The sequence below is a fragment of the Streptosporangium lutulentum genome (genome assembly GCF_030811455.1).
GTDB lineage: Bacteria > Actinomycetota > Actinomycetes > Streptosporangiales > Streptosporangiaceae > Streptosporangium > Streptosporangium lutulentum.
In genome coordinates, this window is sequence record NZ_JAUSQU010000001.1 from 9,573,391 (window position 1) to 9,599,820 (window position 26,430).

Annotated in this window: 25 protein-coding genes; 9 read left to right on the forward strand and 16 right to left on the reverse strand. The window is 71.0% G+C overall.

Annotation, left to right across the window (positions count from 1 at the left end):
• Positions 1-37: 37 nt before the first annotated feature.
• From J2853_RS43170 to erm, 8 genes are all read right to left on the reverse strand, one after another.
• Positions 38-895: an Imm10 family immunity protein gene (locus J2853_RS43170; RefSeq protein ID WP_307567504.1), complete on the reverse strand. Its 858-nt coding sequence runs from the start codon at positions 893-895 to the stop codon at positions 38-40.
• Positions 896-898: 3 nt separating this feature from the next.
• Positions 899-3,517: a DUF7824 domain-containing protein gene (locus tag J2853_RS43175; protein ID WP_307567506.1), complete on the reverse strand. Its 2,619-nt coding sequence runs from the start codon at positions 3,515-3,517 to the stop codon at positions 899-901.
• 194 nt (positions 3,518-3,711) lie between these two features.
• Positions 3,712-3,906: a ferredoxin gene (locus J2853_RS43180; protein ID WP_307567507.1), complete on the reverse strand. Its 195-nt coding sequence runs from the start codon at positions 3,904-3,906 to the stop codon at positions 3,712-3,714.
• A gap of 18 nt (positions 3,907-3,924) precedes the next feature.
• The gene (locus J2853_RS43185; protein ID WP_307569017.1) at positions 3,925-4,038 is read right to left on the reverse strand and encodes an SDR family oxidoreductase; all 114 of its coding nucleotides are present in this window, start codon (positions 4,036-4,038) and stop codon (positions 3,925-3,927) included.
• Positions 4,039-4,080: 42 nt separating this feature from the next.
• A complete protein-coding gene (locus J2853_RS43190; protein ID WP_307567508.1) occupies positions 4,081-4,767 on the reverse strand; it encodes a TetR/AcrR family transcriptional regulator in 687 nt (228 codons plus the stop codon).
• Positions 4,761-5,969, reverse strand: coding sequence for a cytochrome P450 (locus tag J2853_RS43195; RefSeq protein ID WP_307567510.1), 1,209 nt, complete (start codon positions 5,967-5,969; stop codon positions 4,761-4,763). The genes J2853_RS43190 and J2853_RS43195 overlap by 7 nt, the downstream gene beginning before the upstream one ends.
• Positions 5,970-6,214: 245 nt before the next feature.
• Positions 6,215-6,679 (reverse strand): SRPBCC family protein, encoded by a 465-nt coding sequence (locus tag J2853_RS43200; RefSeq protein WP_307567512.1) that lies wholly within the window; start codon positions 6,677-6,679, stop codon positions 6,215-6,217.
• A 162-nt stretch (positions 6,680-6,841) separates the two neighbouring features.
• On the reverse strand, positions 6,842-7,576 hold the full coding sequence (erm, locus tag J2853_RS43205; RefSeq protein ID WP_370879561.1) for an ErmE/ErmH/ErmO/ErmR family 23S rRNA (adenine(2058)-N(6))-methyltransferase: 735 nt from the start codon (positions 7,574-7,576) through the stop codon (positions 6,842-6,844).
• A gap of 484 nt (positions 7,577-8,060) precedes the next feature.
• Here erm and J2853_RS43210 point away from each other — a divergent pair, with 484 nt between their 5' ends.
• On the forward strand, positions 8,061-8,873 hold the full coding sequence (locus tag J2853_RS43210) for an aldo/keto reductase (protein ID WP_307567516.1): 813 nt from the start codon (positions 8,061-8,063) through the stop codon (positions 8,871-8,873).
• A 127-nt stretch (positions 8,874-9,000) separates the two neighbouring features.
• On the opposite strand, the gene J2853_RS43215 is transcribed toward J2853_RS43210, so the two are convergent.
• Positions 9,001-10,302 (reverse strand): GH1 family beta-glucosidase, encoded by a 1,302-nt coding sequence (locus J2853_RS43215; RefSeq protein WP_307567518.1) that lies wholly within the window; start codon positions 10,300-10,302, stop codon positions 9,001-9,003.
• 70 nt (positions 10,303-10,372) lie between these two features.
• Between J2853_RS43215 and J2853_RS43220 the strand changes: the two genes are divergently transcribed.
• From J2853_RS43220 to J2853_RS43230, 3 genes are all read left to right on the forward strand, one after another.
• Complete coding sequence (locus tag J2853_RS43220; RefSeq protein ID WP_307567520.1) at positions 10,373-11,029, forward strand: TetR/AcrR family transcriptional regulator; 657 nt, start codon at positions 10,373-10,375, stop codon at positions 11,027-11,029.
• Positions 11,030-11,166: 137 nt separating this feature from the next.
• Entirely contained in the window at positions 11,167-11,529 is a 363-nt protein-coding gene (locus tag J2853_RS43225; protein WP_307567521.1) for a MerR family transcriptional regulator, read from the forward strand.
• A 77-nt stretch (positions 11,530-11,606) separates the two neighbouring features.
• Positions 11,607-13,073: a peptidoglycan D,D-transpeptidase FtsI family protein gene (locus J2853_RS43230; protein ID WP_307567523.1), complete on the forward strand. Its 1,467-nt coding sequence runs from the start codon at positions 11,607-11,609 to the stop codon at positions 13,071-13,073.
• Between the two features lie 32 nt (positions 13,074-13,105).
• Here the strand turns inward: J2853_RS43230 and J2853_RS43235 are convergent, their stop codons facing one another.
• A complete protein-coding gene (locus J2853_RS43235) occupies positions 13,106-14,983 on the reverse strand; it encodes an ABC transporter ATP-binding protein (RefSeq protein WP_307567525.1) in 1,878 nt (625 codons plus the stop codon).
• Between the two features lie 304 nt (positions 14,984-15,287).
• On the opposite strand from J2853_RS43235, the gene J2853_RS43240 reads away from it, so the two are divergent.
• Together J2853_RS43240 and J2853_RS43245 are read left to right on the forward strand one after the other, a co-directional pair.
• The gene (locus J2853_RS43240; RefSeq protein ID WP_307567527.1) at positions 15,288-17,762 is read left to right on the forward strand and encodes an ATP-binding protein; all 2,475 of its coding nucleotides are present in this window, start codon (positions 15,288-15,290) and stop codon (positions 17,760-17,762) included.
• Between the two features lie 723 nt (positions 17,763-18,485).
• Complete coding sequence (locus J2853_RS43245; RefSeq protein WP_307567529.1) at positions 18,486-19,262, forward strand: AMP-binding protein; 777 nt, start codon at positions 18,486-18,488, stop codon at positions 19,260-19,262.
• A 90-nt stretch (positions 19,263-19,352) separates the two neighbouring features.
• Here the strand turns inward: J2853_RS43245 and J2853_RS43250 are convergent, their stop codons facing one another.
• Positions 19,353-20,339 carry an ArsR/SmtB family transcription factor gene (locus tag J2853_RS43250; RefSeq protein ID WP_307567531.1) on the reverse strand — a complete coding sequence of 329 codons (987 nt, stop codon included), beginning with the start codon at positions 20,337-20,339 and terminating at the stop codon, positions 19,353-19,355.
• A 66-nt stretch (positions 20,340-20,405) separates the two neighbouring features.
• Here J2853_RS43250 and J2853_RS43255 point away from each other — a divergent pair, with 66 nt between their 5' ends.
• The 3 genes from J2853_RS43255 (at position 20,406) to J2853_RS43265 (ending at position 22,822) form a co-directional block, all read left to right on the forward strand.
• On the forward strand, positions 20,406-21,626 hold the full coding sequence (locus tag J2853_RS43255; RefSeq protein ID WP_307567533.1) for an MFS transporter: 1,221 nt from the start codon (positions 20,406-20,408) through the stop codon (positions 21,624-21,626).
• Between the two features lie 117 nt (positions 21,627-21,743).
• Entirely contained in the window at positions 21,744-22,691 is a 948-nt protein-coding gene (locus J2853_RS43260) for a DUF4352 domain-containing protein (protein ID WP_307567535.1), read from the forward strand.
• Complete coding sequence (locus J2853_RS43265) at positions 22,676-22,822, forward strand: hypothetical protein (RefSeq protein WP_307567536.1); 147 nt, start codon at positions 22,676-22,678, stop codon at positions 22,820-22,822. The genes J2853_RS43260 and J2853_RS43265 overlap by 16 nt, the downstream gene beginning before the upstream one ends.
• On the opposite strand, the gene J2853_RS43270 is transcribed toward J2853_RS43265, so the two are convergent.
• The 5 genes from J2853_RS43270 to J2853_RS43290 all read right to left on the reverse strand — a co-directional run bounded on the left by J2853_RS43270 (position 22,809) and on the right by J2853_RS43290 (position 26,395).
• Positions 22,809-23,417 carry an NADPH-dependent F420 reductase gene (locus J2853_RS43270; protein ID WP_307567538.1) on the reverse strand — a complete coding sequence of 203 codons (609 nt, stop codon included), beginning with the start codon at positions 23,415-23,417 and terminating at the stop codon, positions 22,809-22,811. The genes J2853_RS43265 and J2853_RS43270 overlap by 14 nt on opposite strands.
• A gap of 141 nt (positions 23,418-23,558) precedes the next feature.
• Positions 23,559-24,236: a methylated-DNA--[protein]-cysteine S-methyltransferase gene (locus J2853_RS43275; protein ID WP_307567540.1), complete on the reverse strand. Its 678-nt coding sequence runs from the start codon at positions 24,234-24,236 to the stop codon at positions 23,559-23,561.
• Positions 24,233-24,724, reverse strand: a complete 492-nt coding sequence (locus J2853_RS43280) for an RNA polymerase sigma factor (protein WP_307567542.1) — start codon at positions 24,722-24,724, stop codon at positions 24,233-24,235. Before J2853_RS43280 ends, J2853_RS43275 begins: the two co-directional genes overlap by 4 nt.
• A 67-nt stretch (positions 24,725-24,791) precedes the next feature.
• The gene (locus J2853_RS43285; protein WP_307567544.1) at positions 24,792-25,292 is read right to left on the reverse strand and encodes a methylated-DNA--[protein]-cysteine S-methyltransferase; all 501 of its coding nucleotides are present in this window, start codon (positions 25,290-25,292) and stop codon (positions 24,792-24,794) included.
• A gap of 101 nt (positions 25,293-25,393) precedes the next feature.
• Positions 25,394-26,395, reverse strand: coding sequence for a LacI family DNA-binding transcriptional regulator (locus J2853_RS43290; protein ID WP_370879496.1), 1,002 nt, complete (start codon positions 26,393-26,395; stop codon positions 25,394-25,396).
• Between the last annotated feature and the right edge of the window lie 35 nt (positions 26,396-26,430).

Here is a 26,430-nt window from a genome sequence, read left to right on the forward strand (position 1 = left end):
CGCTCTCCCCGGGCCGGCGGTGTCCGCGCCCGGGCGGTCAGACGAAGATGATCTTTTTGAGAGCGGCCTGCAGCTCCTCCGTCTCGGCGGGCTTCAGGTTCAGGTCGAGGGTGAGAACGGTCTCGGTCTCCAGCTCGTCCGCCGCCTCGGGAGTGAGGTGCAGGACGAGCCGTCGATCGTCCAGTACGTAGGACGTGATGCCGCCGCCGGTGCTTCGCGTGTCTCCACGGGTCACCCAGTAGGGCGAGCCGGTCATCGATTGCCTGTTCATGAAGCAGAGACGTTCGCCGTCGCCCGTGGTCTTCTCATCCAGGACGACGGCGAACACCCGGCGATTCTCGCCGTGCCCGAATCCGTGGACGGGCAGATGCCCGAGCGGCGTGTAGACCAGCTCCCCGGAGAAGACCGGCGCGGGTTCCGGCGCCGAGCGATCGGGCCTTTCCCACAGGCTGTCGCCGGGCTTTCGGAGGCTGAACGGGACCGCCGTCGGGAGCGCGTCCAGGAGCCAGCGGGGAACGGTCTCGCGGGGAAACGTCGTCAGCTCCTCCAGCGGTGCGAGCCCGGGGATGTCCGTACCTGCGGGAAAGGGGAACGCGTCGGCGTCCACGTGCCCGTGGTGGGACCTGCTCTCCGGGGTGAAGCGCACCTCACAGGAGAACCACGTTCCCCGGCCGTCGGCGTAGGACAGCTCGCGGAGCCGCCGGAACGGCTCGTCCAGCTCCCGGACCTCGATCTCCACCCCGTCGCAGGTGACGGAGGTGCGGGAGAACCCGCCGACCTGGGCGCGGCGAACCGCGATCCCGGTCCAGCCGGGAGGCGCGGCGGCGCGGGCCAGGTCTCCGATCGCGAGCCGCAGGCGGCGCGCCTCCTGATGTTTCGAGCGGTGCGAGCGCATGGGTCAGCCTTCCTCTGCCGTCAACAGGCCGTGCAGGCGGCGCGCCTCACGGAGCACGCCGCTGGATCCCTTGCGTGCCGCCATGGCTTCGAGCTCGGGGATCACTCCGCGAGCGCGGCACCAGGTCGCGGTCGTGGTCCCCAGCGCCACGAACGCGGCGAGCCCGTGGAGCGGCTGCCGGCCGGATCGGGGAACGAGCACCGGCAACGCCGCGGAGATCGCCGTCCACACCTCCCTGTGCGCGCCCCGCGAGGCCGCGGACTCCAGCGCCGCCGTCAGGCGCACGAGCTTTATCTGATCGCGTTTGGCCAGCAGGGCCGCCTGCCGCCCGAGTTCGGCGGCGTTCAGATCACCGCGGCCCGCCATCGCCGGCAGGAGGTCGACGGCCTCGGGCAGGTCGGGATCTCCCAGCATGCGGCCGAGGATGAGTGACACGGCGGCTCCCGGAGGTCCGTCGGCGCGGGAGAGCTGGAGAAGATGGCTCGGCCGCACCGCCGATCGATGCCACTGATGACGGAGGAGATGGGGCAGCAGGTGGGTGGCGGCCACCTCCCGGTGCGAAGGGAACATCGCCGCCCACCACGTCAGATGAATGCCCACGCTACTGCTCGGAGGATCGCGGAACACCAGGTCGATGAGCGGGAACCCGGTGGCCGGCGCGTGCAGCGACGGCAGGAACCTCACCTCGTGAGGGTTGTCCGTCTCACCGTCGTCGAGCCAGCGCTCGACCTTGCCGTCGGAGGAGGACCAGCGGATTTCGACCGCGGGGTCCGCGAGGGGATCCCCGGCCAGCCATCGGGCGACCAGGCGACCGGCCGGCGAGGAGAGACGGCCCGCGCGTTCGGCCGTTCGCGGGTCCTGGTCCCTCCGTAGCCGGAGGAGGGCCTGCTGCAGGTCCGCGGCGAGCGGCTTCGCCCCGGCGGCCTCGATGATCTCAAGCCTCGTCACCAGCTCCGAGGCGTCCACGTGCCCGGTCGTGAGGGTGGGGGTGGCGAGCAGCAGCGGCGGGACGACGTCCTCCTCGACGGCCATCTGGATCTCGGCGGCTCGGTGCAGGAGGAGCAGGCAGGGCGTGGAGAGACCGCTGACGTCGGGGAGTTTGTGCTTCCAGGCGTCAGGCGCCGACGCGGTGCCGGTCAGGGAACGCATCGCTCCGACCAGCCACTGGTCGACGTAGTTCCAGTGAGGGGGTTGGCCCCCGTAGCGGACCTGGTACCGGTTGCTGTCCTGGTAGAAATGGTCGTATTTCCCGTCCAAGGCCGGCTTGAGCGCGGCGGCCGCGCCCTCGCGATCCCGGTACACGAGAGCGACGAAGCCGGCCAGCAGCCGCTCCCACGCCATCCATTCGCTGGGGCCGGTGATGACGGACAGCATCCCCTCCACCGAATCGATGGGATCGGCCATCCGCTGCGGGGCGTCAGGCCGGGGGAGCGCGGGCGGTATGAACTCGTCCTCCGGGTCGGGTTCGGCCGGCTCCTCCCCGCCGAAGACCGCGAAGGCGCGCAACCTGAGGTCGTACGGGAGAACGTCGAGCGCGTCGCGGACGGTGGCGCGCCCCTCGTCGTCCATGCCGCTCGCGTGCTTGATCGCGAGCGTCACCGCCTTTTCCCGCAGTTCGACGGAGTCGGCGGCGAACGCCGTCCCCAGCGGCCCGGCGACCTGGCTCGCCAGGGAAGGCGAGAGCCGTACCGACTGGTCCAGCCAGGTGAGTCCGGCGCGCACGAGTTTGCGCTCGGACCGGAAGAGCACCGATTCCAGTCCCTCCACCAGGTCGAGGGGGTCGAGCCCGTTCAGCGTGCGCAGGTGCCGCAGGGCCAGCTCCGCGATCGGTCCCGGCGCGGTGGGCAGCAGCCGCAGGTAGTCACGGGCGTACGGCTCGATCTCGTGCGGTGCGGGGTCGAGAGCCTCGTGCAGGCGGACGAAGAACCGCAGTTCCGTCAGCGAGCCGCCCCGCAGGAACCGGTTCACGCACCCCCGCAGCAGGGTCAGCCGTTTCGCCCCGTCCTCGGCGGCCAGAGCGCGCAGGGAGCTCATCAGCACCCCGGTGGGCTCCTCCCACTGCAGGGCGCGTCCCACCCCCTGGGCGTCGAAGACGCGGGGAAGCATCACGTCGAAGAGCGGATCCTCGCGGGGAACGGGCAGCCTGCCGGTGACGCTCACCCATCCGACGACCAGCGGATCGTGAACCGGGACCTCGACCCCGGTCGCGCGGAGCAGGGCGAGCGTCAGAGCGAGGTTGCGGTCCTCCGCCGTCCGGACCTTGAGGGCGAGCCGCCGGGCGAGATCGGCGCGCCACTCCGCCGGCCTGGTCGCGAGGACCGTCATGAGGCGGTCGGTGTCCCTGTACAGCCCGCCCCGCCGGGGGGTGAAGTCGCGGCGGCTCAACCAGGACGTCACGGCGGCCGCTCCGGGAAGGACCCCGGCCCCGGCGGCGCGGAGCACCTCGGCGTAGTCGTCGAGGCTCTCCCAGGGTTCATGCCGGGCGCGCAGGGTCTTCAGGTATTCGGGAAGGCGTTCGGCGACCTCCTTGCGCGCCTCCTCGTCCAGCTCGACGATCCGGGCCGCGACGACGTCGGCGTTCTTGCGGTCGATGAACATCCGGAGCTTGTCCCACGGATTCATGCGCCGGGTCCTTCGCGGTGCCGGAGAATCCGGGGGAATCCTCCGGCGAGGAGGCCGCCGGACGTGGGGGGCTCCACCCCGTCAGGTGGCGGAACGGGGTGTTGGCGCTGTTCGCTGGACATGCCAGGAACAGTAGTGATCAACTCCGACAAATCCGTCGGGTTCCGATGGCAAGGAATCGCCGGAGGCCGGGGCTACATGCCCGCCTTGATCGCGGAGGTCGGGCACACGCCGACGGCCTCGCGCACGGCGGCGTGTAGCTCCTCTGCGGGCGAGGCGTCCAGCAGGATCACGAGGCCGTCGTCGTCTCCCTGGTCGAACACGTCGGGAACGAGCAGCACGCACTGCCCCGCGCCACAGCATTTGTCCTGGTCAACGGTGACCTTCATGATCTTCTTTGATTCCTCTCAGTCGTGCAGGGAGCCGCCGCCGTCGATGGACCACGTCTGACCGTTGACCCACTCGGCGTCGCCGGACAGCAGGAACGCCGCCGCCGCGGCCAGGTCGGACGGCCTGCCCAGGCGGGTGCTGCGGCCAGTCCGCGCATGATGGGTACGCTCTCGTTATCGAGGGATGGTGACGGGCGCCGGCCACAGGCCGACCAGCGCGTCGATGAGGCCGACGGCGGTGTCCTCCCAGGTGGTCCGCGTCGTGGGATCGCCCTCGTGCAGGGCGCGTTCGCGTTCGGCCAGGGCGTACACGGTGAGCATTCGGCTCATGCCGGCGCGTTCCTGGCGCACCTCCTCCGGCAGGCCGGGCAGCAGCCGGAACATGCCGTCGAGGTTGCGCCGCATGGACGGCGTGGCGACGGCCTCCTCGATGACGATCTGGCGCAGGGCGGGCTCGGTGTTGGCCTGCGCCATGAAGCGGGCCCGCCAGCTCGGCACGCCCAGCGCGTCGAGGTGGCCGGTGGCGGGCAGTACCAGGCAGGAGATCCATTCGCGCAGGTCGGAGGAGTCGGTGAGCTCGGCCAGCATCCGCAGGCGCCGCTGCTCCATCTCCGCGTTGTAACGGCGCACGATCGCGCGCACCAGGTCGGCCTTGGTGCCGAAGTGGTAGCCGACCGCGAAGTTGTTGCCCTGCCCGGCCGCCTCGCAGATCTGGCGGTTGGACACCTCCCCGACCCCGTGCTCGGCGAACAGGCGTTCGGCGGCGTCGAGGATGGCCTCGCGCGTCTCCCGCGCCCGCCCGGTCCTGCCCGCCCGCTCGGGTTTGCTCGCCCGCTCGGTTTTGCCCGCCACCGTCACCACCGCACCGGCACCTCCTCCAGGCCGCCGACCACGAGCCCTTCGCGGCGCTTGAGCTCCTCGGCGGGGACGGCCAGCTCCAGCGTCGGCAGGCGCTCAAGCAACACCTTGAGCACGGTCTGCAGCTCGGTGCGGGCCAGCGCCTGGCCCAGGCAGGAGTGCGGGCCGGCGCCGAAGGCCACGTGCGGGTTGGGCGAGCGGTCCAGCCGCATCTCGCCTGCCTGCTCGAACTGCCTTTCGTCCCGGTTGGCCGAGGCCATGCTGCACACCACGGTGGTGCCCGCGGGCAGCGTCTCGCCGGCCACCTCGACCTGCTCGCTGAGGTAGCGGGGCATGCCGAAGCCGGGGTTGGCGTCGAAGCGCAGGGCCTCCTCCACCGCCGAGCGGATCAGCGTACGGTCGGCCAGCAGCGCCTGCCAGCGGCCGCGGTCGGCCAGCAGCATCGCCACCATCTTGCCGATCATGTTGGCGGTGGTCTCGTGCCCGGCCACCAGCAGGCCCTTGGCCGTCCTCAGCAGCAACTGCTCGGTCAGGCGCCCGTCGAGCCCCTCGACGATCGAGATCAGCTCGCTGATCAGGTCGTCGCCCGGTTCGGCGCGCTTGGTCTCGACGTGGGCGACGAGGTAGGCGGTGAACTCCTCCTGGGCCGCGTCGATCTCCTCCTGGGTGAACCTCGTCATGCTGAGCATCGTGTCGGACCAGTGCGCGAACCGGTCGCGATCGGAGTCGGGGACGCCGAGCAGGTCGCAGATGGCCCACACCGGCAGCGGGAAACCGACGCCGCCCACCAGGTCGGCCGGGGCTCCCCGGCCGACCATCTGCTCGACCAGACGCCCGGCCATCGCCTCGATCCTGGGCTGCATGGCGATGACCCGCTTGGCGGTGAACGCCCTGCCGACCAGTTGCCGCCACGCCCGGTGCTCGTCGCCGCTCACGCCCATGCCGCTGCCGCCGAACACGCCGCCGGACTCGTTGGCGGTGACCCGGGCGGCGTCGGCGGCGTCGAGCTGGCGGGTGAAGCGGGGGTCGGACAGGACCTGCTTGACGTCGTCGTAGCGGGTCAGCAGCAGCGCCTCGTCCCCGCTGGCCAGCCGGATCGACGCCACCGGGCACTTCTGCCGCAGGTCGGCCCACTCCTGCGGCGGCGCCAGCGCGCTGGGATTGCGGAAGGGGTAGTCAGGTGCCTGGGTACCGGTGGTGCTCACGATCACTCTCCCCGGGGTGCGATTGGCGGCCAATCTAAGTCACCTCGCTTAATTAAGTCAAGCGACTCAAAAGGGTGCCGCGGGCGGGAGAAGCCGGGCGGAAGGCCCGTCGGCAAGGGGCCCCACAGGGCGAAACCGCCGCCACCGGGGCACCTATCCGGGTCGGTGCTCAGCCCGTCCGGGGTGAGGGCGGGGAGGCGTTCGGCGGTTCCGGCCGGCCGGCGGTCGGATCCCGAAGACGCTCTTCAGGCGATCCTCGACTCAACGAGCTCGGCGAGGTTCGCCAGCGCCATCCGCGTGCCCGTCTCGTTGTCGGCGGCGGGCACGCTGTCGGGGATCCCGTCGTGCACGACGAGGACGTCGGTGCCGCCGTCGGCGTCGGCGAGACGGGTCGTCATCGTCATCGTTCCGCGAAGCGCGGGATCCGCGGTCTCGAACTCGAACACCTCGACCACCTGCTCGTCCGGCACGAGCTTCGCGAAGTGGCCGTGGTAGGTGTCGGTGTGCGACGCCGACTTGCCGGTCCGGCTCGGGTCGTCGTAGGTGAGCGAGACCCGGAACGCGCCGCCCTCGCGGGCGTCGAATTCGTGGACGTGGCCGCGCATGCCGGCCGGTACCCGCCATCTCGCGATCGCGTCCGCGTCCAGCAGCGCTCGATAGACGGCCGAACGCGGTGCGTTCACGTGCCAGGAGACCTGTGTCGAATACATGGGGCCGACTTTACGGAACACCGCCCTCACCGGGGCCCCTTCCCGGAGGCGGGCTCGCCGGGCGCCACCGGCGAGCCCGTCGAACACCCCGGCGACCGTTGCCGCCCGCGTCGTCGGCGGGAAAGGGCCCGGGTCCGGCGGAGGCCGGACCCGGGCGGTGGGTCAGTGGAGCAGCTCGAAAAGCGTCAGCCACCGTTCCGGGTGGACGAACGCCACCACCGTGCCGCGATCCACGCGTGCGTCCGCGAACGCGGCGTCGACCTGGCGGGCCGGATACCGCATCCGCAGTGAGGCGTGCAGCGAGCCGCCCAGGCCGGTGAAGCCGTACTCGACGAACTCGCGCCAGGCGGTGTCCCACTCCGCAGGCAGCAGCGGGACGGGCCGGGACTCGATGCGCAGGATCGCCGAATCGACCGCCGGCACCGGCCGGAAGCTCTCGCGGCCGATGCGGCCGACCAGCTCCCAGGAGTGGCCGGGCCACGTCAGCACGGTCAGCTTGCTCCAGCGGCCGAAGTCGCCGGAGCGCTTGCGTGCGTACTCCAGTTGGGTGACCAGCGTCGCCGAGGTGAGCGCGGGCGCGCGCAGGCACCAGTCGACGATCCTGGACGTGATCGAGTAGGGGATGTTCCCGGCGACCGCGAACGGCTCGCGCGGAGCCCGCGCGGTCAGGAAGTCACCCCTGACCACCTCGATCCGGTCGTCGCCGCGGGTGCGGGCGTTGAGCCTGCCCGCCGGAAGCGGGTCGATCTCGTAGGCCACGACCCTGGTGCAGCTCTCCGCGAGAGCGAGGGTGAGGACCCCCTCTCCCGCGCCCGGTTCCAGGACCAGCCCGTGCGATCCGGCCGCCTTGGCCACCTGGTGGACGGCGTACGGATCGACGAGGAAGTTCTGGGACAGGACGCGCCTGGCCCGGTCGCGGTCACTGAGACCGCCCCTGTTCTTGACCTGCTTCTGGGTATGTGAATGGTTTCCGTGTGCGAATGAGTGCGCCACAGCTGTAGCCCTTTCGGGTCCGAGAGGAATGAGGTCTCGGAGGCCCTGGGCACGCGTGTCGGGAACGCAGGGAAAAGCGAGAGAAGGGTGATGCGTCCCTAGCGGGCCAGAGCCTGGCTGCCGCGGGGACGGATCACGTAGCCCACCATCGAGGGGGCGAAGCACATACACATGGTCCCCAACCGTAGGGCCCGCCCCGTCGCCGTGCAACGGGTTTTTCACGCGCGCTCCCACCCCGACACGCGTCTCGCGTTTTGGTATTACCGGTGTTCACGTGTTGGAATTACGGAAGTCCGAAAATAATGCGAACCCGCAGTCGGCGCGCACCGCTCACGGTTGATTCGGGCCGTTCGAGGCAGTTCGTGGCCGCTCAGGGAGGGGACCACAGATGACCACTCTGAACAACGGGGTTGCCATGCCGCAGGTGGGCTTCGGCGTGTTCCAGGTGCCCCCGGCGGAGACCGCCCAGGCGGTGGGGAGGGCGCTCGAAGCGGGATACCGGAGCATCGACACCGCCAGGGCGTACGGCAACGAGAAAGGTGTGGGTGAGGCGCTGGCCGCCTCCGGCCTGCCCCGCGACGAGGTGTTCGTCACCACCAAGTTGTGGAACACCGACCAGGGCTACGACGCGACCCTCGCGGCCTTCGACGCGAGCATGAAGGATCTGGGCCTGGAGCGGCTCGACCTGTATCTCATCCACTGGCCCGTACCGGCCAAGAACCTGTACGCCGAGAGCTGGAAGGCGATGCAGAAGCTGTACACCGACGGTCGCGTCCGCGCCATCGGCGTGTCCAACTTCCAGGTCGCCCACCTGACGCGCCTGATCGACGACGGGGGCATCGTCCCGGCGGTCAACCAGATCGAGCTTCACCCGGCCCTGCCGCAGGCCGAGCTGCGCGAGTTCCACGCCGACCACGGGATCGCCACCGAGGCGTGGAGCCCGCTGGCCCAGGGGGCCGTGCTCAGGAACCCGGTGATCGTCGCCATCGCCGAGAAGTACGGCAAGACCGCCGCCCAGGTCGTCCTGCGCTGGCACCTCGATCTGGGGAACATCGTGATCCCCAAGTCCGTCACCCCATCGCGGATCAGGGAGAACATCGACATCTCCGATTTCGCCCTCACCGAGGGGGACCTCGCGGAGATCGCCCGTCTGGACAGCGGCACCCGCACCGGACCGGACCCCGACACCTTCGGCGGCTGAGCGCGGCCCGGCCGCACCGACCGGAGAGCGGTGATCGTCCTGGCCGCCGCCGGTGCGGTGATCGGCGGACGGCCGCTCTCGGCGCAGGGGGTGCCGAGGCCGGCCGTGCGTTCCGCGGGGTCCGTTCTCAGCCTCGCGCGATCCGCTGCCCGAGCCAGTGATAGGACGCCTTCGGGGTGCGCGTCCCGGTGGCGAAGTCGACGTGCACCAGGCCGAAGCGCTGGCTGTAGCCCTCGGCCCACTCGAAGTTGTCCAGAAGGGACCAGACGTAGTAGCCGCGCACGTCGACGCCCTCGGCCGCGGCCTGCTCCACGGCCGTGATGTGGCCGTCGAGGTAGGCGATCCTGGCCTGGTCGTCGACCGTTTCGCCGGGGCCGGCGTCGTCGGGCTGGGAGCAGCCGTTCTCGGTGATGTAGACCGGTGGGAGGGCGTCGCCGTAGCGCGCCTTGAGGCCGGTCAGGAGCTCGCGCAGGCCGTCGGGGACGACGGGCCAGCCGAAGGCGGTGACGGGGTAACCGGTGACGCCGGCGTCGGAGAAGGGAAGGCCCTCGTCGGTGGGGGCGGCGATCCGGGTGGGGTTGTAGTAGTTGACGCCGAGGCCGTCCAGGGGGGCGCCGATCAGGTCGAGGTCGCCGTTCCTGACGCAGTCGAGGCTCACCCCATAAGCCGATAAATCGGGATATTTACCAAGAAGTACCGGGTCGTTGAACAGGCGATTGTGGAGCGTGTCGTAGGCGTCGGCGGCGGCCAGGTCGGCGGGGTCCGCGGAGGCGGGCCAGACCGGGGTGCAGTTGTTGGTGATCAGCACCTTCCCCGCGCCCCGCGCCCTGAGCTCCCGTACGGCGAGGCCGTGCCCGAGCAACTGGTGGTGGGCCGCCGGGAGCGCGTCCAGGACCAGAGTCCTGCCGGGGGCGTGGCTGCCCAGCGCGTAGCCGTACACCATGTGGATGAAGGGCTCGTTCAGCGTGATCCACATCGGGATCCGGTCGGCGAGCCGGTCCGCCACGACGGCGGCGTACTCGGCGAACCGGTAGGAGGTGTCGCGGTTCAGCCAGCCGCCCTCGTCCTCCAGGGCCTGGGGCAGGTCCCAGTGGAACAGCGTGGCCGCGGCGGCGATGCCCTTCTCGCAGAGCGCGTCCGTCAGCCGGTCGTAGAAGTCCAGGCCCGCCGGGTTGGCCTCGCCCCTGCCGTCGGGCTGGATCCGCGGCCAGGCGATGGAGAAGCGGTAGGAGTTCACCCCGAGATCGCTCATCAACGCGAGGTCCTCGGGCCAGCGGTGGTAGTGGTCACAGGCCACGTCCCCGGTGTCCCCGTCGCGCACGCGCCCGGGTTCGCGAGTGAAGGTGTCCCAGATCGAGACGCCCCGGCCGTCCTCGGCGACGGCACCCTCGATCTGGTAGGAAGCGGTCGCCGTACCCCACAGGAACATCCTGGCCTCCGAAATGCATGAGTTGGGCTCATGTTAACTCGGGTTGACTCGCATGGTGGATGATGGATTGATGACAAACGTTTCCGGAGGAACGCTGCGCCGTCGCCCCGCTCAGCGCCGCAGCCTGGAACGGGTCGAGCGCATGCTGGACGAATGCGCCCGGCTGCTGGACGAGGTGGGCTACGAGGCGCTGACCACCAAGGAGGTCGCGCGCCGCGCGGAGGTGCCCATCGGCACCTTCTACCAGTTCTTCTCCGACAAGCACGGGCTGGTGCGCGCGCTGGCGTTACGCAACCTGGAGGCGTTCCTCAACCGGATCACCGGCAAGCTGGCGACCGCGCGGCTGTCCGACTGGACCGAGATGGTGGATCTCTCGATCGACGAGTTCGTCGCGATGAAGCGGTCGACGCCGGGATTCGCCGTCGTCGACTTCGGAGAGGTGCTCGTCGCGCCCGGCGGTCCGGCGATCAAGGGAACCGAGCGGATGCTCGACGCCGCGCTGGAGAACAACGTCATCGTGGCCGACCGGCTCCGTGGGATCACCGTGGAACTGCTCGGCGTCCCGATCGGGCCGGACCTCGACCGGGCGCTGTTCGTCGCGGTCGAGGCCGCCGACGCGGTGCTCAAGCTCGCCTTCCGTTCGCGCTCCGACGGCGATCCCGAACTGATCGCCGAGTGCAAACACCTGGTCCGCCGCTACCTGTCCGCGCATCTGTCCCGGAACTGACGCCGGGTGTCCCGCGACCGGCATCGGCGGATGCGACGAATGCCGCACTGACGCCGGGTGTCCCGCGACCGGCATCGGGGGATGCGACGAATGCCGCGACTTGACCTGGAGCGGACTCCAGGTGGGATGCTGCCGGGGTGAGTGTGTACACGCCAGGACAGGTAGTGGAGGAGACGGGTTTCAGCCTCGACACGCTGCGCTACTACGAGCGGATCGGGTTGCTGGAGTCCATAGGCCGCAACGCGGCCGGACAACGCCGGTTCACCCAGGAGGACGTCGGCTGGCTCGGCATGGTCCGCTGCCTGCGCGACACCGGGATGCCCATCGCGGAGATGATCCGTTTCGCGGAGCTGACCCGGGCGGGCGAACACACGATACGCGAGCGGGTCGCGTTGCTCGAGGCCCATGACCGGCGGGTTCAGGCCCAGGTCGACAACCTGCTCGAGAAACAGGCGGCCATCCGCAACAAGATCGGTTACTACCGTTCGGTGGTCGGCTAGAAGCCGTACGGCTGCTTTGCCCGTGGGCGATGGCCCCTTTTCGGTCCGGCTGTTAAACCGGTATCGGGAGAGGGGCCATGGTTGCACCACGCGCACGCCGGATCAACATTCCTCTGCGGCACGTCGCCCTGATGTGCGGAGGGATGTTGTTCGTGCTGCTCGCCCAGACGACCTACCTCCAGGCGATCGACCCCCAGCGGCTCAACGAGGATTCGCGCAACCTGCGGACGATGATCGCGCGCTTCGAGAGCCCCAGGGGCAAGATCCTGCTCCGCGACGGCACGGTCGTCGCGACCAGCCGGGAGACCCGGGGCGGCAAGTACAGGTACCGGCGGTTCTATCCCAACGGCCCGCTCTACGCGGCGGTGACCGGATACGTCTCGCTCCACAGCGCGGGCGGCATCGAGCAGGCGGAGAACACCGTGCTGTCCGGGAACGATCCCCGGGTGAAGGTGCGAGGGCTGATGGACGGCACCCGGGCCGGCGCCACGCTCAGGCTCACCGTCGACAGGCGGGCGCAGCGGGCCGCCTACGAGGGACTGCGCGCCACGGGACTGCCCGGCGCCGCCGTCGCGATCGACCCGGCCACCGGCGCCGTCCTGGCCATGGTCTCCCTTCCCTCCTACGATCCGAACGCCTACACGACCTTCAACGGCGCCACACTCGACAGGGTGGACAGGCGGTTGCGGGGTGATCCCGGCAACCCGCTGCTGAACCGGGTGATCCAGCAGAAGTACCCGCCCGGGTCCGTCTTCAAGATCGTCACCGCCGCGACGGCGCTCAGCTCGGGAAAGTACGATCCGAGCACCCGCGTCAGCGCGCCCACGGCCTTCCGCCTCCCCGGCACGAACACCTACCTGCGCAACTTCGCGGGTGCCTCCTGCGGTGACGGCGACCCGCCGCTGCTGTACGCGTTCAAGCTCTCGTGCAACACGCCGTTCGCGAAGATCGGCGCCGCTCTCGGCCAGGACGCGCTGCGCGAGCAGGCCGAGGCGTTCGGGTTCGGAACGGACGACCTGACCGTCCCCATGCCGGTCGCCAGAAGCGTGTATCCGTCCGGGATGGACGGGGCGCAGACCGCGCTGTCGGCACTGGGCCGGTTCGACGACCGGGCCACCCCGCTCATGATCGCGATGATCGCGGCGGCGGTCGCCAACGACGGCGTGCTGATGCGTCCCCACCTCGTGCGGGAGGTCCGGCTCGACGACGGCAGGGTGATCGACGACACCGAGCCGTCGCGGTATCGCCAGGTGCTCAACGCCGACGTGGCCGAGCGGCTCACCCAGATGATGGTCGCGGTCACCGAGCCCGGCGGCACCGGAACGGCCGCCGCCATCTCGGGCGTCACGGTCGCGGGGAAGAGCGGCACCGCCGAGAACGTCGCCTCCCAGCAGGACCACGCGATCTTCGCCGGTTTCGCCCCGGCGTCCTCCCCCCGGGTGGCGGTGGGGGTCCTGGTGGAACGCGGAGGGCCGGGCGGCCAGGTGGCGGCTCCCATCGCGAAGGCCATCATGCAGGCCGTGCTGAACGATCAGGCGGAGTAGACGCGGGCCCGCGTGCGGGCCGTACCGGACGATCAGGCGGAGTAGGCGCGGGCCTGCAGGCTGTAGAGGTCGGCGTAGAGGCCGTTGAGTTTCATGAGCTGGTCGTGGGTGCCGTGCTCGGTGACCTTGCCGTGGTCCAGGACGTAGATCCGGTCGGCGTAGCGGACGCTGGCCAGCCGGTGGGTGATCAACAGGACGGTGCGGCCGTCGGCGTGCTGCCGGATGCGGGTGAAGAGGGCGTCCTCGGCCCGGGCGTCGAGGGCGGCCGTGGGCTCGTCGCAGATCAGCAGGGGGGCGTCGCGGTGGAAGCCGCGAGCGACCGCGATCCGCTGCCACTGCCCGCCGGACAGCTCGTGGCCGTCCTTGAACCGCCGGTCGAGCAGGGTGCTGTAGCCGTTGGGCAGCTCGGCGACGACCTGGTCGGCTCCCGCGACCTCGGCCGCCGAGACCAGGGCGGCCTCGCCCTTGTCGGTGCCCATGCTGATGTTGTGCCTGGCGGTCAGCGGCCAGCGCGTGTGGTCCTGGGCGATGACCGCGATGTGAAGGCGGAGCTCGTCGGGGTCGACGTCGGCCAGATCGGTCTCGTCCCAGCGGACCCGCCCGCTGTCCGGCTCGTAGAGCCCGGACAGGATCTTGGCCAGTGTGGTCTTGCCCGAGCCGTTCTCTCCGACGAGGGCGATCACCTCGCCCCGGTCGATGGTGATCGACACTCCCTGGAGCGCCGGGGCGCCGGAGCCCGGATAGGTGAAGACGACGTCCTCGGTGGTGATCCGTTCGAAGGTCGCGGGGGCCGGCTCCGGGCGCCTGGCGCCCAGCCGGCTCTCCGCGTCGGCGCAGAAGTCGAGGAAGTCGGTGAAATAGAGGCCCTCCTCGTAGAGGCGGTTGGTGGCGTACATCAGGTTGGCCAGGTAGGTCTGGCCCGAACGGATGGCCAGCACGGCGGTGCCCGCCACGGCCAGCGGCACCGCGCCCACGGCCAGCAGCACGCCCAGGGCGACGTAGACGACGGCCGTGCCGATCCCGCCGAGCGCCTCGCCGACGATTTTCACGAACGTCTGCCGCCGCGCCAGGCCCAGCAGGACGGACTGCTCCGCCGTGGCCACCGCGTCGTACATCCGCATCAGGAACCCCCGCATGGTGAACGAGCGCACCTCGGCGGCCGGCTCGCGCTCCGCCAGCAGCTCCGCGATGATCCACTTGCGCCGGGCGGCGGGGATCAGCGCGTACATGGTGGTGTAGCGCATCCGCGCCGAGCGGATCGCGGCCCAGGCGTCGGGCAGCACGGCCAGCACCAGCAGCGGCAACAGGATGGGATGGAGCACCCCGAGCACGCCCGCCGCCGCGGCGATCCCGATGATCGCGGTCAGCACGTTGATGGTCGTGGCGACCACCACGTCCGCCATGGACACCCCTCGTGACCTGGCCCGCTGGAGCGAGTCGTGAAAGTCGGGGTCGTCGAAGGCCGCCAGGCCGACCTGGCTGGTGAGCCCGTACAGCCGCTCCTCGGCGATCCGGCTGACCTGGGGATCCAGCCGGGACTGCGCCCAGCCCGCTCCCGCCTGGGTCAGCGCGCGCAGGGTGGCGGCCACGCCCACCAGGATCAGGCTGGGCAGGGCGTCCATGACCCGCTCCGGGGTCGGCCCCGCCGAGAACAGGGCCGAGAGCACCCCGGTGGTGGCGAGCAGCCCGAACGCGGTGAACACCCCGGAGAGCAGGCTCAGGCCGATCGTGATGACGGTGTCACGGGGGTCGGCCAGCCAGGCCAGCCGTACGGCCTGCGACACCAGGGCGGGCAGACGCCGGGCGATGGTCAGGAAGCTGACGCCCGTCATCTTGCCGACGTGGGCGTGCCAGTCGGAGAGGCTGAGCTCGCCGAGCTCGGGAGCGGGTTCCGGGGGAGTGTCGGGCATAGCTGCAGTGTGAGTCGCCCCACCGACAATCCGCCATCGGATGGCCGGGGGCGGACAGAGGGCCGGGGACGGCGGGACCGGATTCCGCGCGGATTGTCACGGGGACGGTGGGAACCGGCCTTCATCGGCGTTTCCCGTAAGGGCGGAGAAGATCGGGATCGGTTCGCGTGCGGATTGTCCCGCGGGCATACCCGGAGACCGAGCTGATCTGACCGATTAAAAAATAGAGCTAAGCCTGGGCATTGTTCGGTAATCGATGTCACACTTTCTGTGACGGTTCTACCCGCGACCTATTTAAGAGCCGATGACCCAGGACACCACACCCGCCTCCGTTGCCCTCGGCAACCTCCCCCTCGAACCCAATGTCTTCGTGGGGCGGGAGGCCGATGTGGAAGAGCTGACCGAGCTGCTGGGCGTGGCCCGGGTGGTGACCCTGTGCGGGGCGGGCGGCATCGGCAAGAGCAGGCTGGCGGTCCGGGTGGCCGCCCAGGTTGCGGAGGAGTTTCCCGGGGGCGTCTGGCTGGTGGAGCTGGCGGAGGCGGTGCGCGGCGACCTGATCGCGCCCAGGGTGGCCGCCGTGCTCGGGGTGAAGCCCGAGCCGTCGCGTGCGCTGTCCGACACGCTGATCGACGCGCTCGGCGACCGGCGCCTGCTGCTGGTCATCGACAACTGCGAGTCCCTCATCGAGGAGTCCGCCCTGTTCTGCCGGACGCTGCTCACCGTCTGCCCGCAGGTGCGCGTGCTCACGACCAGCAGGGAGCCGCTGCGGGTGGCGGGCGAGACCGTGTGGCGGGTTCCGCCGCTCACCCTGCCCAGGACCGGCGGCCAGGACCTCGGCACCAGCGAGGCGGTGCGGCTCTTCGTCGACCGCGCCACCGCCGCCTCGCGGGGCTTCGTCGTCACCGAGCAGAACGCCGGCGACATCGTCGGCCTGTGCGAGGCGCTCGACGGCATGCCGCTCGCCATCGAGCTCGCCGCCGCGCTGTGCAGGGTGCTGACCGTGGAGCAGATCAACGCCCGCATCAGAGACCGGTTCCGGCTGCTGTCGGCGGGCGACAGGACCGCCCCGGCCCGGCAGCAGACGCTCAGGGCGACCGTCGACTGGAGTTACCAGCAGCTCAAGGAGCCCGAGCGGATCCTGCTGCGGCGGCTGGCGGTGTTCACCGGAGGGTGGACGCTCGACATGGCCGAGCAGGTCTGCGCGGGCAACGGCCTGTGGGCCGAAGACGTCCTGGGGGTGCTCTGCGACCTGGTCGACAAGTCCCTGGTCCTGGCCGACGCGGAGGTGGCGGGCGAGACGCGTTACCGGATGCTGGAGACGATCCGCGAATACGCCGCCGAGCAGCTCGACGTCTCCGGTGAGGAGCCCGAGTTCCGGCGACGGCACCGGGATCACATGATCGACGTCGCCGCCCGGCTCCACCAGATGATCGTCCGGCGGCCCCGCCCGACCTGGGCGGAGATCTGCCCGATGCTGGTCCTGCTGGACGAGCTGCAGTCCAACGTCTGGGCGGCGGTGCGCTGGTCGGCCGAGGCGGCCGACCCGGAGAGCGCGCTGCGCCTGCTCGTCCTGCTGCGCTGGCCGATCATCGCCGGGGGCAGGTTCACCCCGGCCGACGAGTGGCTGGACCGTCTGCTCGACGTGGAGCCGACGGAGCTGACCCCGCGGGTGCGCGGCGACGCCCTCGCGCTGCGCGGGCAGGTGGCGTTCGGACAGGGTGACCCCGACACCGCGCAGGTCGCCTGCACGTCCGCCGTCGAGCTGTGCCGCAAGGCGGGACTGAACGGACCGCTGAGCGGGGCGCTGGCCATCCTGGCCTGGGTGGCCATCTACCAGCGGCGGCCGGAGAGGGCCAGGTCCCTTCTGGACGAGGCGCTTGAGGCCGTGCGCACGGTCGACGACCCGTGGCACGAGACGGTGATCCGCTCCATGGAGGGGACGTTCGCGCTGTCGGAGGGGCGGGCCAAGGAGTCCCAGCGCTCCTTCGAGGCCGCGCTGGCCATCGCCCACGAGCTCGACAACCACTGGGCCGCGCCGGTCGCGCTCATCGGCCTGGCCCAGGTCGCCTGGCTGCGGGGCGACCTCGTGGAGGCGCGCGCCCACTACGAGCGGGCCCTGGACCTGCTCCAGGACATCACGGCCCACTGGCAGGCCATCACGTGCCTGTCGGGGCTGGGGAGGATCGCCCTGGTCCAGGGTGATCTCGCCACCGCCCGCGTCAGGCTGATCGAAAGCCTGAGGCTCTGCCTGGGCACGGGCCAGCGACTCGGCGTGGCCCGGCGGATCGAGACACTCGCGCAGCTCGCGCTGGCCGAGGAGGACGACCGCCGGGCGGTGCGCCTGGCGGGGGCCTCCGCGGCGATCCGGAGCGCGATGAGCGGTGCCGTGCTGCCACCCGGGTTCGGCGCGCGGATGGAGGAGCTGCTCCAGCCCGCCCGCGTACGGCTCGGCGAGGCGCTGGTCGCCCAGCTGTGGGCACACGGACAGGAGATGTCCCAGGACCAGGCGGTCCGTTACGCGCTGCAGTTCGACGAGCCGTCCGAGGCGCCCCTGCTGCTCGGCAGACATCCGGTCGTCGCCCCGCTCACCACGCTGACCTGCCGGGAGTGGGAGATCGCGGAGCTGATCGCCAGAGGCATGAGCAACAAGGCCATCGCCGACGAGCTGGTGATCAGTCCCGCGACCGCGGCCCGGCACGTGGCCAACATCCTCGCCAAGCTCGGTTTCTCCTCCCGCACCCAGGTCGCCACCTGGGTCATCGAGCAGAACCGCTCGTGAGACGTCCCGGCCACCCCGCTCACCTCTCGCGGGCCGTACGGCCCGCCGGCGAGACGACCCGGACGGCCGTCGTCGCGGTGGGCGGCGCGTCTCCGGGGGAGAAACCCGTCCGCAGGACGGAGCGCCTACACATCGGATCTACACATCGGGGGTCACGCGGATACACCTCGGGATACTCACTCCGGAGCATGTGCCGGGTCATCCGCCCGCCGTACATTTCTTCTCGTGTTCGACCGATGACGTCCAGCCTTCCGCGGGTCGCCGACCATGAGGGCGGTCCCTACGAAGGCTCATACCATCCCGGGTGTCTGGGTCGGGCATGTGGGAGCGTCGCGTGTCCCTCCCGACGGCCGAGGTCTCCTCGGAGGGGTGGGGACTTGAGGCCACGGGCCACGCGACAGCGGGCTCGAGTCGCGCAGGGCTCGAGCCCGCCCATCCTGGGCGCCGTTTTCCGAAGTCGGTATTTCGCCCGGGACTCCTCGTCCTTGAGCCCCTTCCCGCCTGGAGCTCGCGTTGTCTGAAACCCACCCCTTGAATGATTTCAAACCCTGTTTCCTTGAAGACCTCTGCCTGGAATCCCATTCTCCTCGAAACGCGATCTCCTCTCGAAACCCATCTCTCCCAGGAAAGGTCACGCCACCTGGAGACACGTCCTTGAATACACAGTCATCTACATACATTTGTCGATGCCCGCGCGAAGAGGCTGACTCTACTGTCGGTGAAATGAGACCGACCCCTCAGCCCACCACGTGCACTGTGACCGAGGCGGTGTTCGGTCGCGCGCATGGGCGAGGCGATCGGCCCGCGCTGATCGATCTCGGTGCCGGAGTGGTGTACGGCTACCGCCGGCTGGCGGGGGAGGTGACGCGGGGAGCCTCGGGTCTGGTGAGGCGGGGGGCGAGGCGGCGCCAGGTGGCGGGAATCCACGTGGACAACGCCGCCGCCCAGACCCTGGCGGTGCACACCGTCATCGCGGCCGGCGGGGTGGCGGCGCCCATCGTCCCCGGGAGCGAGGAGATGGCCGAGCTGCTGGTCGAGTGGGAGGCGCGGCTGCTCATCACCACCCCTCCCCTCGCGGAGTCGTCGCTACAGGCCGCCGAAGACTCCCGGGTCCGGCAGGTGATCGCGTTCGGGCAGGCCCGTGACACCGTCGACTTCGCCGACCTGCTGCTCCTCGAACCGATCCCGCTGCCCTTTCTCGATCCGGCCGTCCAGCCCGCGCTGTTGATCGAGGACGGCGGTGTGCTCACCCACCAGGACCTGCTCATGCGGATGCACGCCCTCGACAGGCTCGCCGCGATCGAGAAGTCGGACGTCCTCCTGGTGACCTGGCCCCTGGTGTGCAGCCTCGCCATGACGACCCTGATCGGGCTGGCGCTGATGCACGGCGCGCTGGTCGTCGTGGCCCCCGGTCTCTCGTCCACCGAGCTGTCGGCGACCATCCATGACTTCGGCGTCACCGTCATGGCCCTGTCCGACGGCTCCATCCAGCGCGTATAAGCCGGGCCGCGGGCCTGTAGGCCGGGCCGCGGGACTGTAGGGCGAGCCGCGGGCCGCCTTCGCCCGGCGGCGAAGGCGAGGTGAGCGGTCTCACGGCCGGAGTCCCGGAGGGCTGACCAGGGAGTCGCCCAGCGCGGTGCGGTGATACAGGACACCGCGGCCGACGCGGCTCCCGGTGACCAGGCCCGCCCGGCGCAGGGCGGCGATGTGGCCCCCCACGGTCCCGAGACCCAGCTCAAGGAGGGTGACGAGCTGGGTGGTGGTCGCCGGGGTCGCCAACTCCAGCAGGACGAGGGTCCTGGTCCTGCCGATCAGTTCGGCCAGGCCGTCCGGCGCCTCGTGCGGAATCCCGGTGCCCCGGGCCGGGTAGCCGATCGCATACGGCCAGCGGTCCTCCAGGTAGGAACTCACCCCCACGGGGAACACGGTCGGCACGAAGAGCAGCCCGCGCCCGTCGAGCCGGTGGGTCTCGCCCGGACTGTGCGCCTGCACCTCGATGACACCGTCGGGGTGCCACCGGATCCTCGGATTGAGGTCGTCGAGCGCCGCCGCCCAGCCGTAGGTGGCCAGGCGGCCCGCCCGGTGGACCACGTCCCGCTCCAGGATGGCGTGGAAACGCGGCCACACGGGAGCGACGATCTCCTCCCACGCCGCCCTGAGCGCCTCGGCGAACAGCCGCACGACGTCGGGGGAGAACAGCACGTCCCTGACAGCCCCTGAGGGGCGCGGCATCCCCTCCAGGTTCCTGGCGATCTCGTGGTGCGCCTGGGCCACCGGGGTCGCGCGCACCACCGCGAGCTCCGTCTCGAACGAGCTGTTCACCCCGGTCGGCGGCGGCGCGGGGAAGTCGGCGTTGTAGTACCTCTCGCGGAACAGCGTCACCATGGCGCCCAGCCCCGGGTGCGTGAGCAGCAGCCGCTGGTACGGCTCCCGCATCCGGCCCGCCCACGTCTGCCACTCCCCGGACTCCTTCTTCCCCGAGAGGACCCAGAGCGCGTTCTTCGTCACCATGAGGGGGGAGATGCCGAACCTGCTGGCCATGATGTCCTGCGAAGTGACCTCGACGCGGTAGACCATTGGATGACCTTTCGGGTATGTCCGAAAGCTTAGCCAGTCGTCCCGGTCGCCTCCACCATCGTGCTCATGACCACACAAGAGCGCGGTGCGACCTACCTGGAGGTCTTCGCGAACCGGGAGTTCCGGGTCCTGTTCGGAAGCTTCGCCCTCCTCGTGGGCGGGGACCAGGTCAAGATGCTGGCGCTGTCCGCGCTGGTCTACGCGCGAACCGGCTCGCCGGGACTGTCGGCGGCGACATACATGCTGGGCTTCCTGCCCTACATCGTCGGCGGGACGTTCCTGCTCTCGCTGGCCGACCGGATCCGGCCGCGCAGGCTGATGATCGTCGGAGAGCTGCTCAGGGTGGTGACCTGCCTGCTGCTGGCCTTCGCCGGGTTGCCCGTCTGGGCGATGCTCGCGCTGGTCCTGGTCACCGGGTTGTTCTCACCGGTCTTCGGAGCGGCGCGCAGCGCACTCCTTCCCGATCTGCTGCCGGGCGACGCGTTCGTGCTGGCACGGTCCATGCTGTCCCTGACGGCCGCCGGGGCGCAGATCGGCGGGCTGGCCGTGGGCGGCGGCATCCTCGCCGCCGCCGGCCCCGACGGGGCGCTGGCCGTCACCGCCGGGCTGTCCGCTGTGGCCGTCGTGGTGCTGCGCTTCGGCCTGCCCGACTTCCCCGCCCCGAGTGCGAAGGGCGATCTTCCCGCCGGAGGTCCCGCGGGGGGCGTGAGGGGCGGCGCCGTACGGGAGACCCTGAGGGTCAACCGGACCCTGCTGGTGGACGCGCGGGTACGCGGCCTGCTTCTCGCGCAGTGGTTGCCCATATCCTTCGTGACGGGCGCCGAGGCGATGCTGGTCCCCTACCTGGGGAGCACCGCCGGGATCGCGCTCGCCGCCGCGTCCGTGGGGCTGGCGGTCGGGAACCTCGCCGTCGGCCGGCTGGTCCCGCCCTCGGGCAGGGAGCGGCTGGCGTTGCCGCTCGCGGTGGCGGCGGGCGTTCCCCTGCTGGTGTTCGTCGTCCAACCGGCGTTCTGGGGGGCCGCGCTGCTCGTGCTGCTCGCGACGGCGGGGGGTTCCTACGAGCTCGGGTTGCAGCGGAGGTTCGTGGAGGCGGTGGCCGAGCCGATCCGAGGACAGGCCTTCGGTCTGGCCTCGGCGGGGATGATGACGGGCCAGGCGCTGGGCGCGGCCCTGGTGGGCGGGGCCGCCGAGCTGACCTCCCCGCACATGGCGATCGTTCTCGCAGGTGTCGCGACGGTCCTCTGCTCCCTCGCCCTGCACCGGTCTCTGCGGCCGGGGCCCCTTTGACGGGCGCCTTCCGGGCTCCGTGGCCGGGGTTCCTCCTGATGGCCGAATCCGGCCACCAGGTAACCCCTGGGGAAGGGCGGCGCGTCTCTCACGCATCGCTATAAGTACGGAGTAGTCGTGACGTATCCCCCGCAGGGCTCACAGCCGCCGCACGGCCGGCGCCCCGGGCAGCCCCTCTGGCAGCAGCCCCAGCCCCATGGCCGCACGGGGCAACCGCCGCCGGGGTATCGTCCGCAGCGGTACGGTCCGTGGCGACCGCAGGGGTATCGCCCGCAGTACGGTCCGTGGCAACCGCCGCGGGGATACCTGCCGCCGCCGGGGTATCGCCCGCAGCCCTGTCCGTACCAGGGCCACCACCCCGGGTACGATCACCTTCCACCCCCGCCGCCGAACAACACCGGCGCGATCGTCGCCCTGGTCGCCGGGCTGTCCCTCGTCCTCGTGACCGGCGTCATCCTCACCATCATGGCCTTCGGCGGCGGCACGGCCGTGGCCGGCGACGAGCGGCTCCGCTTCCTCCCGGACAGGACGCAGCCCGCCGACACCACGGCGTCCACCGACGCCACGGCGCCCTCGGAAACCGGTCAGCCCCTGGTCGTACAGCCCCCCGAGGCGAATCAGCCCGCGCAGGACCAGCAGCCTCCTTCCGGACAGGTCGCGAAGGTCGGCGAGACCGTCACCGTCGCCGGGCTCAAGCCCGAGGTCCAGGTCGCCGCCACCCTCAACCGGGTCATCGACAACGCGACCCCCGACAACCGGTTCCTGAGGCCGAAGGACGGCAACCGGTTCGTCGCGGTCGAGCTCTCCCTGAAGAACGTCGGCCAGGAGGTCTACACCGACTCGCCGATCATCGGAGCCCTGCTCATCGACGCCGAAGGCCGGCAGCACAACGCCGCTCTGGCCGGGGTCGCCGAGGGGGTATCCTTCGGCGGAGCCGTCTCCGTCGCGGTCGGCGACTCCCGCAAAGGGGTCGTCGTGTTCGAGGTCCCGGCCGGGGCGAGGCCCGCGAAGCTTCAGTTCGGGGTGATGTTCGGACAGCAGAAGGGCGAGTGGCAGCTCGGCTAGCGGGCCTCCCGGCACCGCCTGCGCGGGTCTCCGGGTACGGCCTGCGCGGGGTCTCCCGGCACGGCCTGCGCGGGGTCTCCGAGTACGGCCTGCGCGAGGTGGTCCCCGACCGGGCGGTCAGCCCTGCTTGAGCAGGTGCAGGCCCGACAGGGAACCGCCCACCTGCATCAGGCGTCCGCCGGTGCGCAGGTCGCCGACGTTGACCGGGGCGAACCCCAGCCCGTCCGCCCATTCCGCGAAGACGGCCGCGGGGGCGGCGTCGCCGGCCAGGAACAGCACCCGGCGGCCGGCGTCCTGCCGGGGGTCGGCCGCGATGTGCCGGCCGTGGAGCGTGTTGAACGCCTTGATCACGTGGGCGCCGGGGGCCAGGCCGGCCACGACCTCGCTGCCGGTCCGCTCATCCAGGTCGGCGGCCTCGGACTCGGGCGACCCGGTGGGAAACCGGTTGGTGGCGTCGATGAGGATGCGGCCGTCCCACGGGGGCAGGCCGGACAGAGCCTGCGGGACGCGCGTCCACGGCACGGCGAGGAGCACGGCGTCGGCCCGGGCCGCCTCGGCGGTGGTGCCGGCGGACGCGCCGGGGCCGAGTTCCTCGACGAGCGATTCGAGCGTCTCAGGTCCGCGGCTGTTGCTGAGGGTGACCTTGTGGCCGACGTTGAGCGCATGCCGGGCGATGGCCTGGGCGATGGTTCCGGCGCCGATGATTCCGAGGGTTTCGATGCGCATGAAGAGGTCCTCTCGTTGGTGTGGGCGACGCCGGATCCGGGTGTGCGACTTTCGTCTCCCGTAGGACTCTCCAAAAAACGATCATCTACTCGTCCCTGCGGCCATCGGCCTGAGCAGCCTCCCGGCGTCGTGCCGGGGGCGTCACGCCGCCGTCTCCAGGGCGAGAAGGACGAGCTTGGCGTCGGGGCCGCCGGCGTAGCCGCCGGCGCCGCCGTCGGAGCGCACCACCCGGTGGCAGGGCACCACCAGGGGCAGCGGGTTGGTGGCGCAGGCGGTGCCCACCGCGCGGACCGCCCGGGGGCTGCCCGCGGCGGCCGCGACCTGGGCGTAGCTCTCGGTGTGGCCGTAGCCGATCTCCCGCAGGTGTGTCAGCACCTCGCGCCGGAAGCCCTTCGACAGCCGCCAGTCCAGCGGCAGGTCGAACCGGGTCCGCTCGCCGGCGAAGTACTCCTGGAGCTGCCGGCTCGTCTCGTCCAGGCGGCGCGGGGCGTTCAGGATCCGGGGACTGACGCGCTCGGCGAGCTGCCGCAGCACGGCGTCATGGTCCTGGACGGCGAAGGCGATCTTCACCAGGCCCTGGGCGGTGGCGGCCAGCAGGAGCGTGCCGACCGGGGAGTCCAGCGTGCGGTAGGCGACGTCGAGGATCCCCTCGCGCTGTGCCCGGTCGATGAGCCGCTCGTGCAGCCGGGCCATCGCGGGGGCATCCTGGACGGGGAGCGCCGCGAACAGGCGTCCGGTCCGGGAGTCGGACGCGGATGTGATCGAGTCGCTCTCCTCCGCGAGCGGGCGGTCGGCCGTGGGGTCGGATGCGGTGCTCATCGGGCCACTTCCCTGTGATCGACGGGTTCCGGGTAGGTGGTGCGCAGGGTCTTGATGCCGTCGGCCGCGGCCCTGCGCGCGGCGTCGGTGCTGCCACCGTGCAGGGCGGCGATCTCCTTGTACGGCAGCCCGGCCAGATAGTGGTAGGCCACCGCCTGGCGCTGCCGGTCGGGCAGCGCCTTGAGCGCCCGCCACAGGTCGCCGTCCCAGTCCTCCTGCCGGCCGATCCGGCTGGGGCGCTCGGGGAGCGTCTCCACCGGGGTGGGCCTGCGGGCGGCGGCGCGGGTGACGTCGATGGCCTTGCGGTGGGCGATCGTCACCAGCCACGCCTCGACGTTCGCCCCGGCCGGCAGGTCCGGGTACGCCTTCAGCGCCGCCAGGAAGGTCTCCGACCAGGCGTCCTCGGCCTCCTGAGGCCCGAGGACCGCCCGGCACACGCGCAGCACCACGGGGCCGTACTCGGTCACGATCTGCTCGAAGGGCTTCATGGTCGTACCTTGTCGTTGAGTGGTCGCACCTTGTGGATGCCCGGCTCGCCGAACACGGGACCGTCGCTCAGAACAGCCGCGCCGCCTTCCGCTCGGCCGGCTCCTCCAGCTCCAGCAGGAACCGCTTGCGGTCCAGACCTCCGGCGTAGCCGGTCAGGTTGCCGTCCGCGCCCACCACCCGGTGACACGGCACGATCACCGACAGAGGATTGCGGGCGTTCGCGGCGCCGACCGCCTGTGCCAGCGCCACGTCCCCCAGCTGCCGTGCGAGGTCCCCGTACGAGCGGGTCTCGCCGAAGGGGATCTCCGTCAGCAGCCGCCACACCTGCTGCTGGAACGCATTCCCCTGGGGCGCCAGGGCAATCTCGAAGTGGGTCCGCTTCCCGGCGAAGTACTCGTCGAGCTGGCGGCGGACCTCCTCGAAGTCCGACTCGTCGTAGGTGCCCCATTCTTCCGGCTTGGGGCCGCGGAGGTGTCGTTCGAAGTACAGTCCGCTCAGCACACCGTCGTCGGCGATCGCGAGCAGGTCGCCCAGCGGCGACGCGATGACGGTATGGGTCCTGGCCATGTCGCCTCGTCCTTTCCGATGCCGTGAGACCGCCGGTGCGGCACTCCCACACCCTGTAGACGGCCGGCGGCCGGAAAACGTGAGTCCGTCCGTTCACAGCACTAAAAGGCCGCCGGTGGCCGGAGCTCTCCGGACCCCCGGGGGATGAGGCGGGTCGGCAGCTCGATCCGCTCGGGGGCTCCCAGTTCGCCGGCGATGCGGCGGAAGAGCAGCTCCGCCGCGGTGCCGCCGAGCCTCACCGGATCCTGGGCCACCACGGTCACACCGGGCACGAGCAGGTCGGCCAGCTCGAAGTCGTCGAATCCGACCATGGCCAGGCGGTGTCCCGTGCGCAGCACGGTCACGGTGATCCGGCTGTTGCCGGTGAACACCGCCGTGGGCGGGTCGCCCAAGGAGAGCATCTCGGTCAGCGCGGCTCCGGCACGTTTCGCGGGACCCGTGCCGACCAGGGACTCGTCGTAGGGGAGCCCCGCGTCCTTCAGGGCGCGGCGGTAGCCGTACAGGCGCTCGGTGGCGGTGAAGATGGACGCGCTGTCGCCGATGAAGGCGATGCGGCGGTGGCCGTGCCGGATCAGGTGGGTCACCCCCGTGCGCGCGCCGCCGGAGTTGTCCGACAGTACGGTGTCCACGTCCAGGCCGCCGGGCCGATCGGCGAAGACGGCGGCGATGCCCGCGTCGAGTTCGGGCAGCAGGTAGCCGTGGTCGGACCAGGTCGGCACGATGATCAGACCGTCCACCCGGCGGGAGCAGAAGGTGAGGACCAGCCCCCGCTCGCGCTCGGGCTCCTGCCCGGAGGAGCCGCTGAGCACCAGAGAGCCGTGCCGGAGCGCCACGTCCTCGACCGCGCGGCTGACCCCGGAGTAGAACGGGTCGGCCACGTCCTCGATCACCAGGCCGATGCTCGCCGTCCGGCCCCTGCGGAGCACCCGGGCGCTCTCGTTGCGCCGGTAGCCGAGCCGTTCGATGGCCGCCACGACCCGTTCGGCCGTGGCGGGGTTGACCCCCGGCTCCTCGTTGACGACCCGGGAGACGGTCTTGAGTGCCACCCCGGCGGCCGTCGCGACGTCCTTCATGGTGGGACGTCCGCGCGCACTCTCTGTCACCGTCCGATCATCGCCCAGGTTCGGCGCGTCGACAA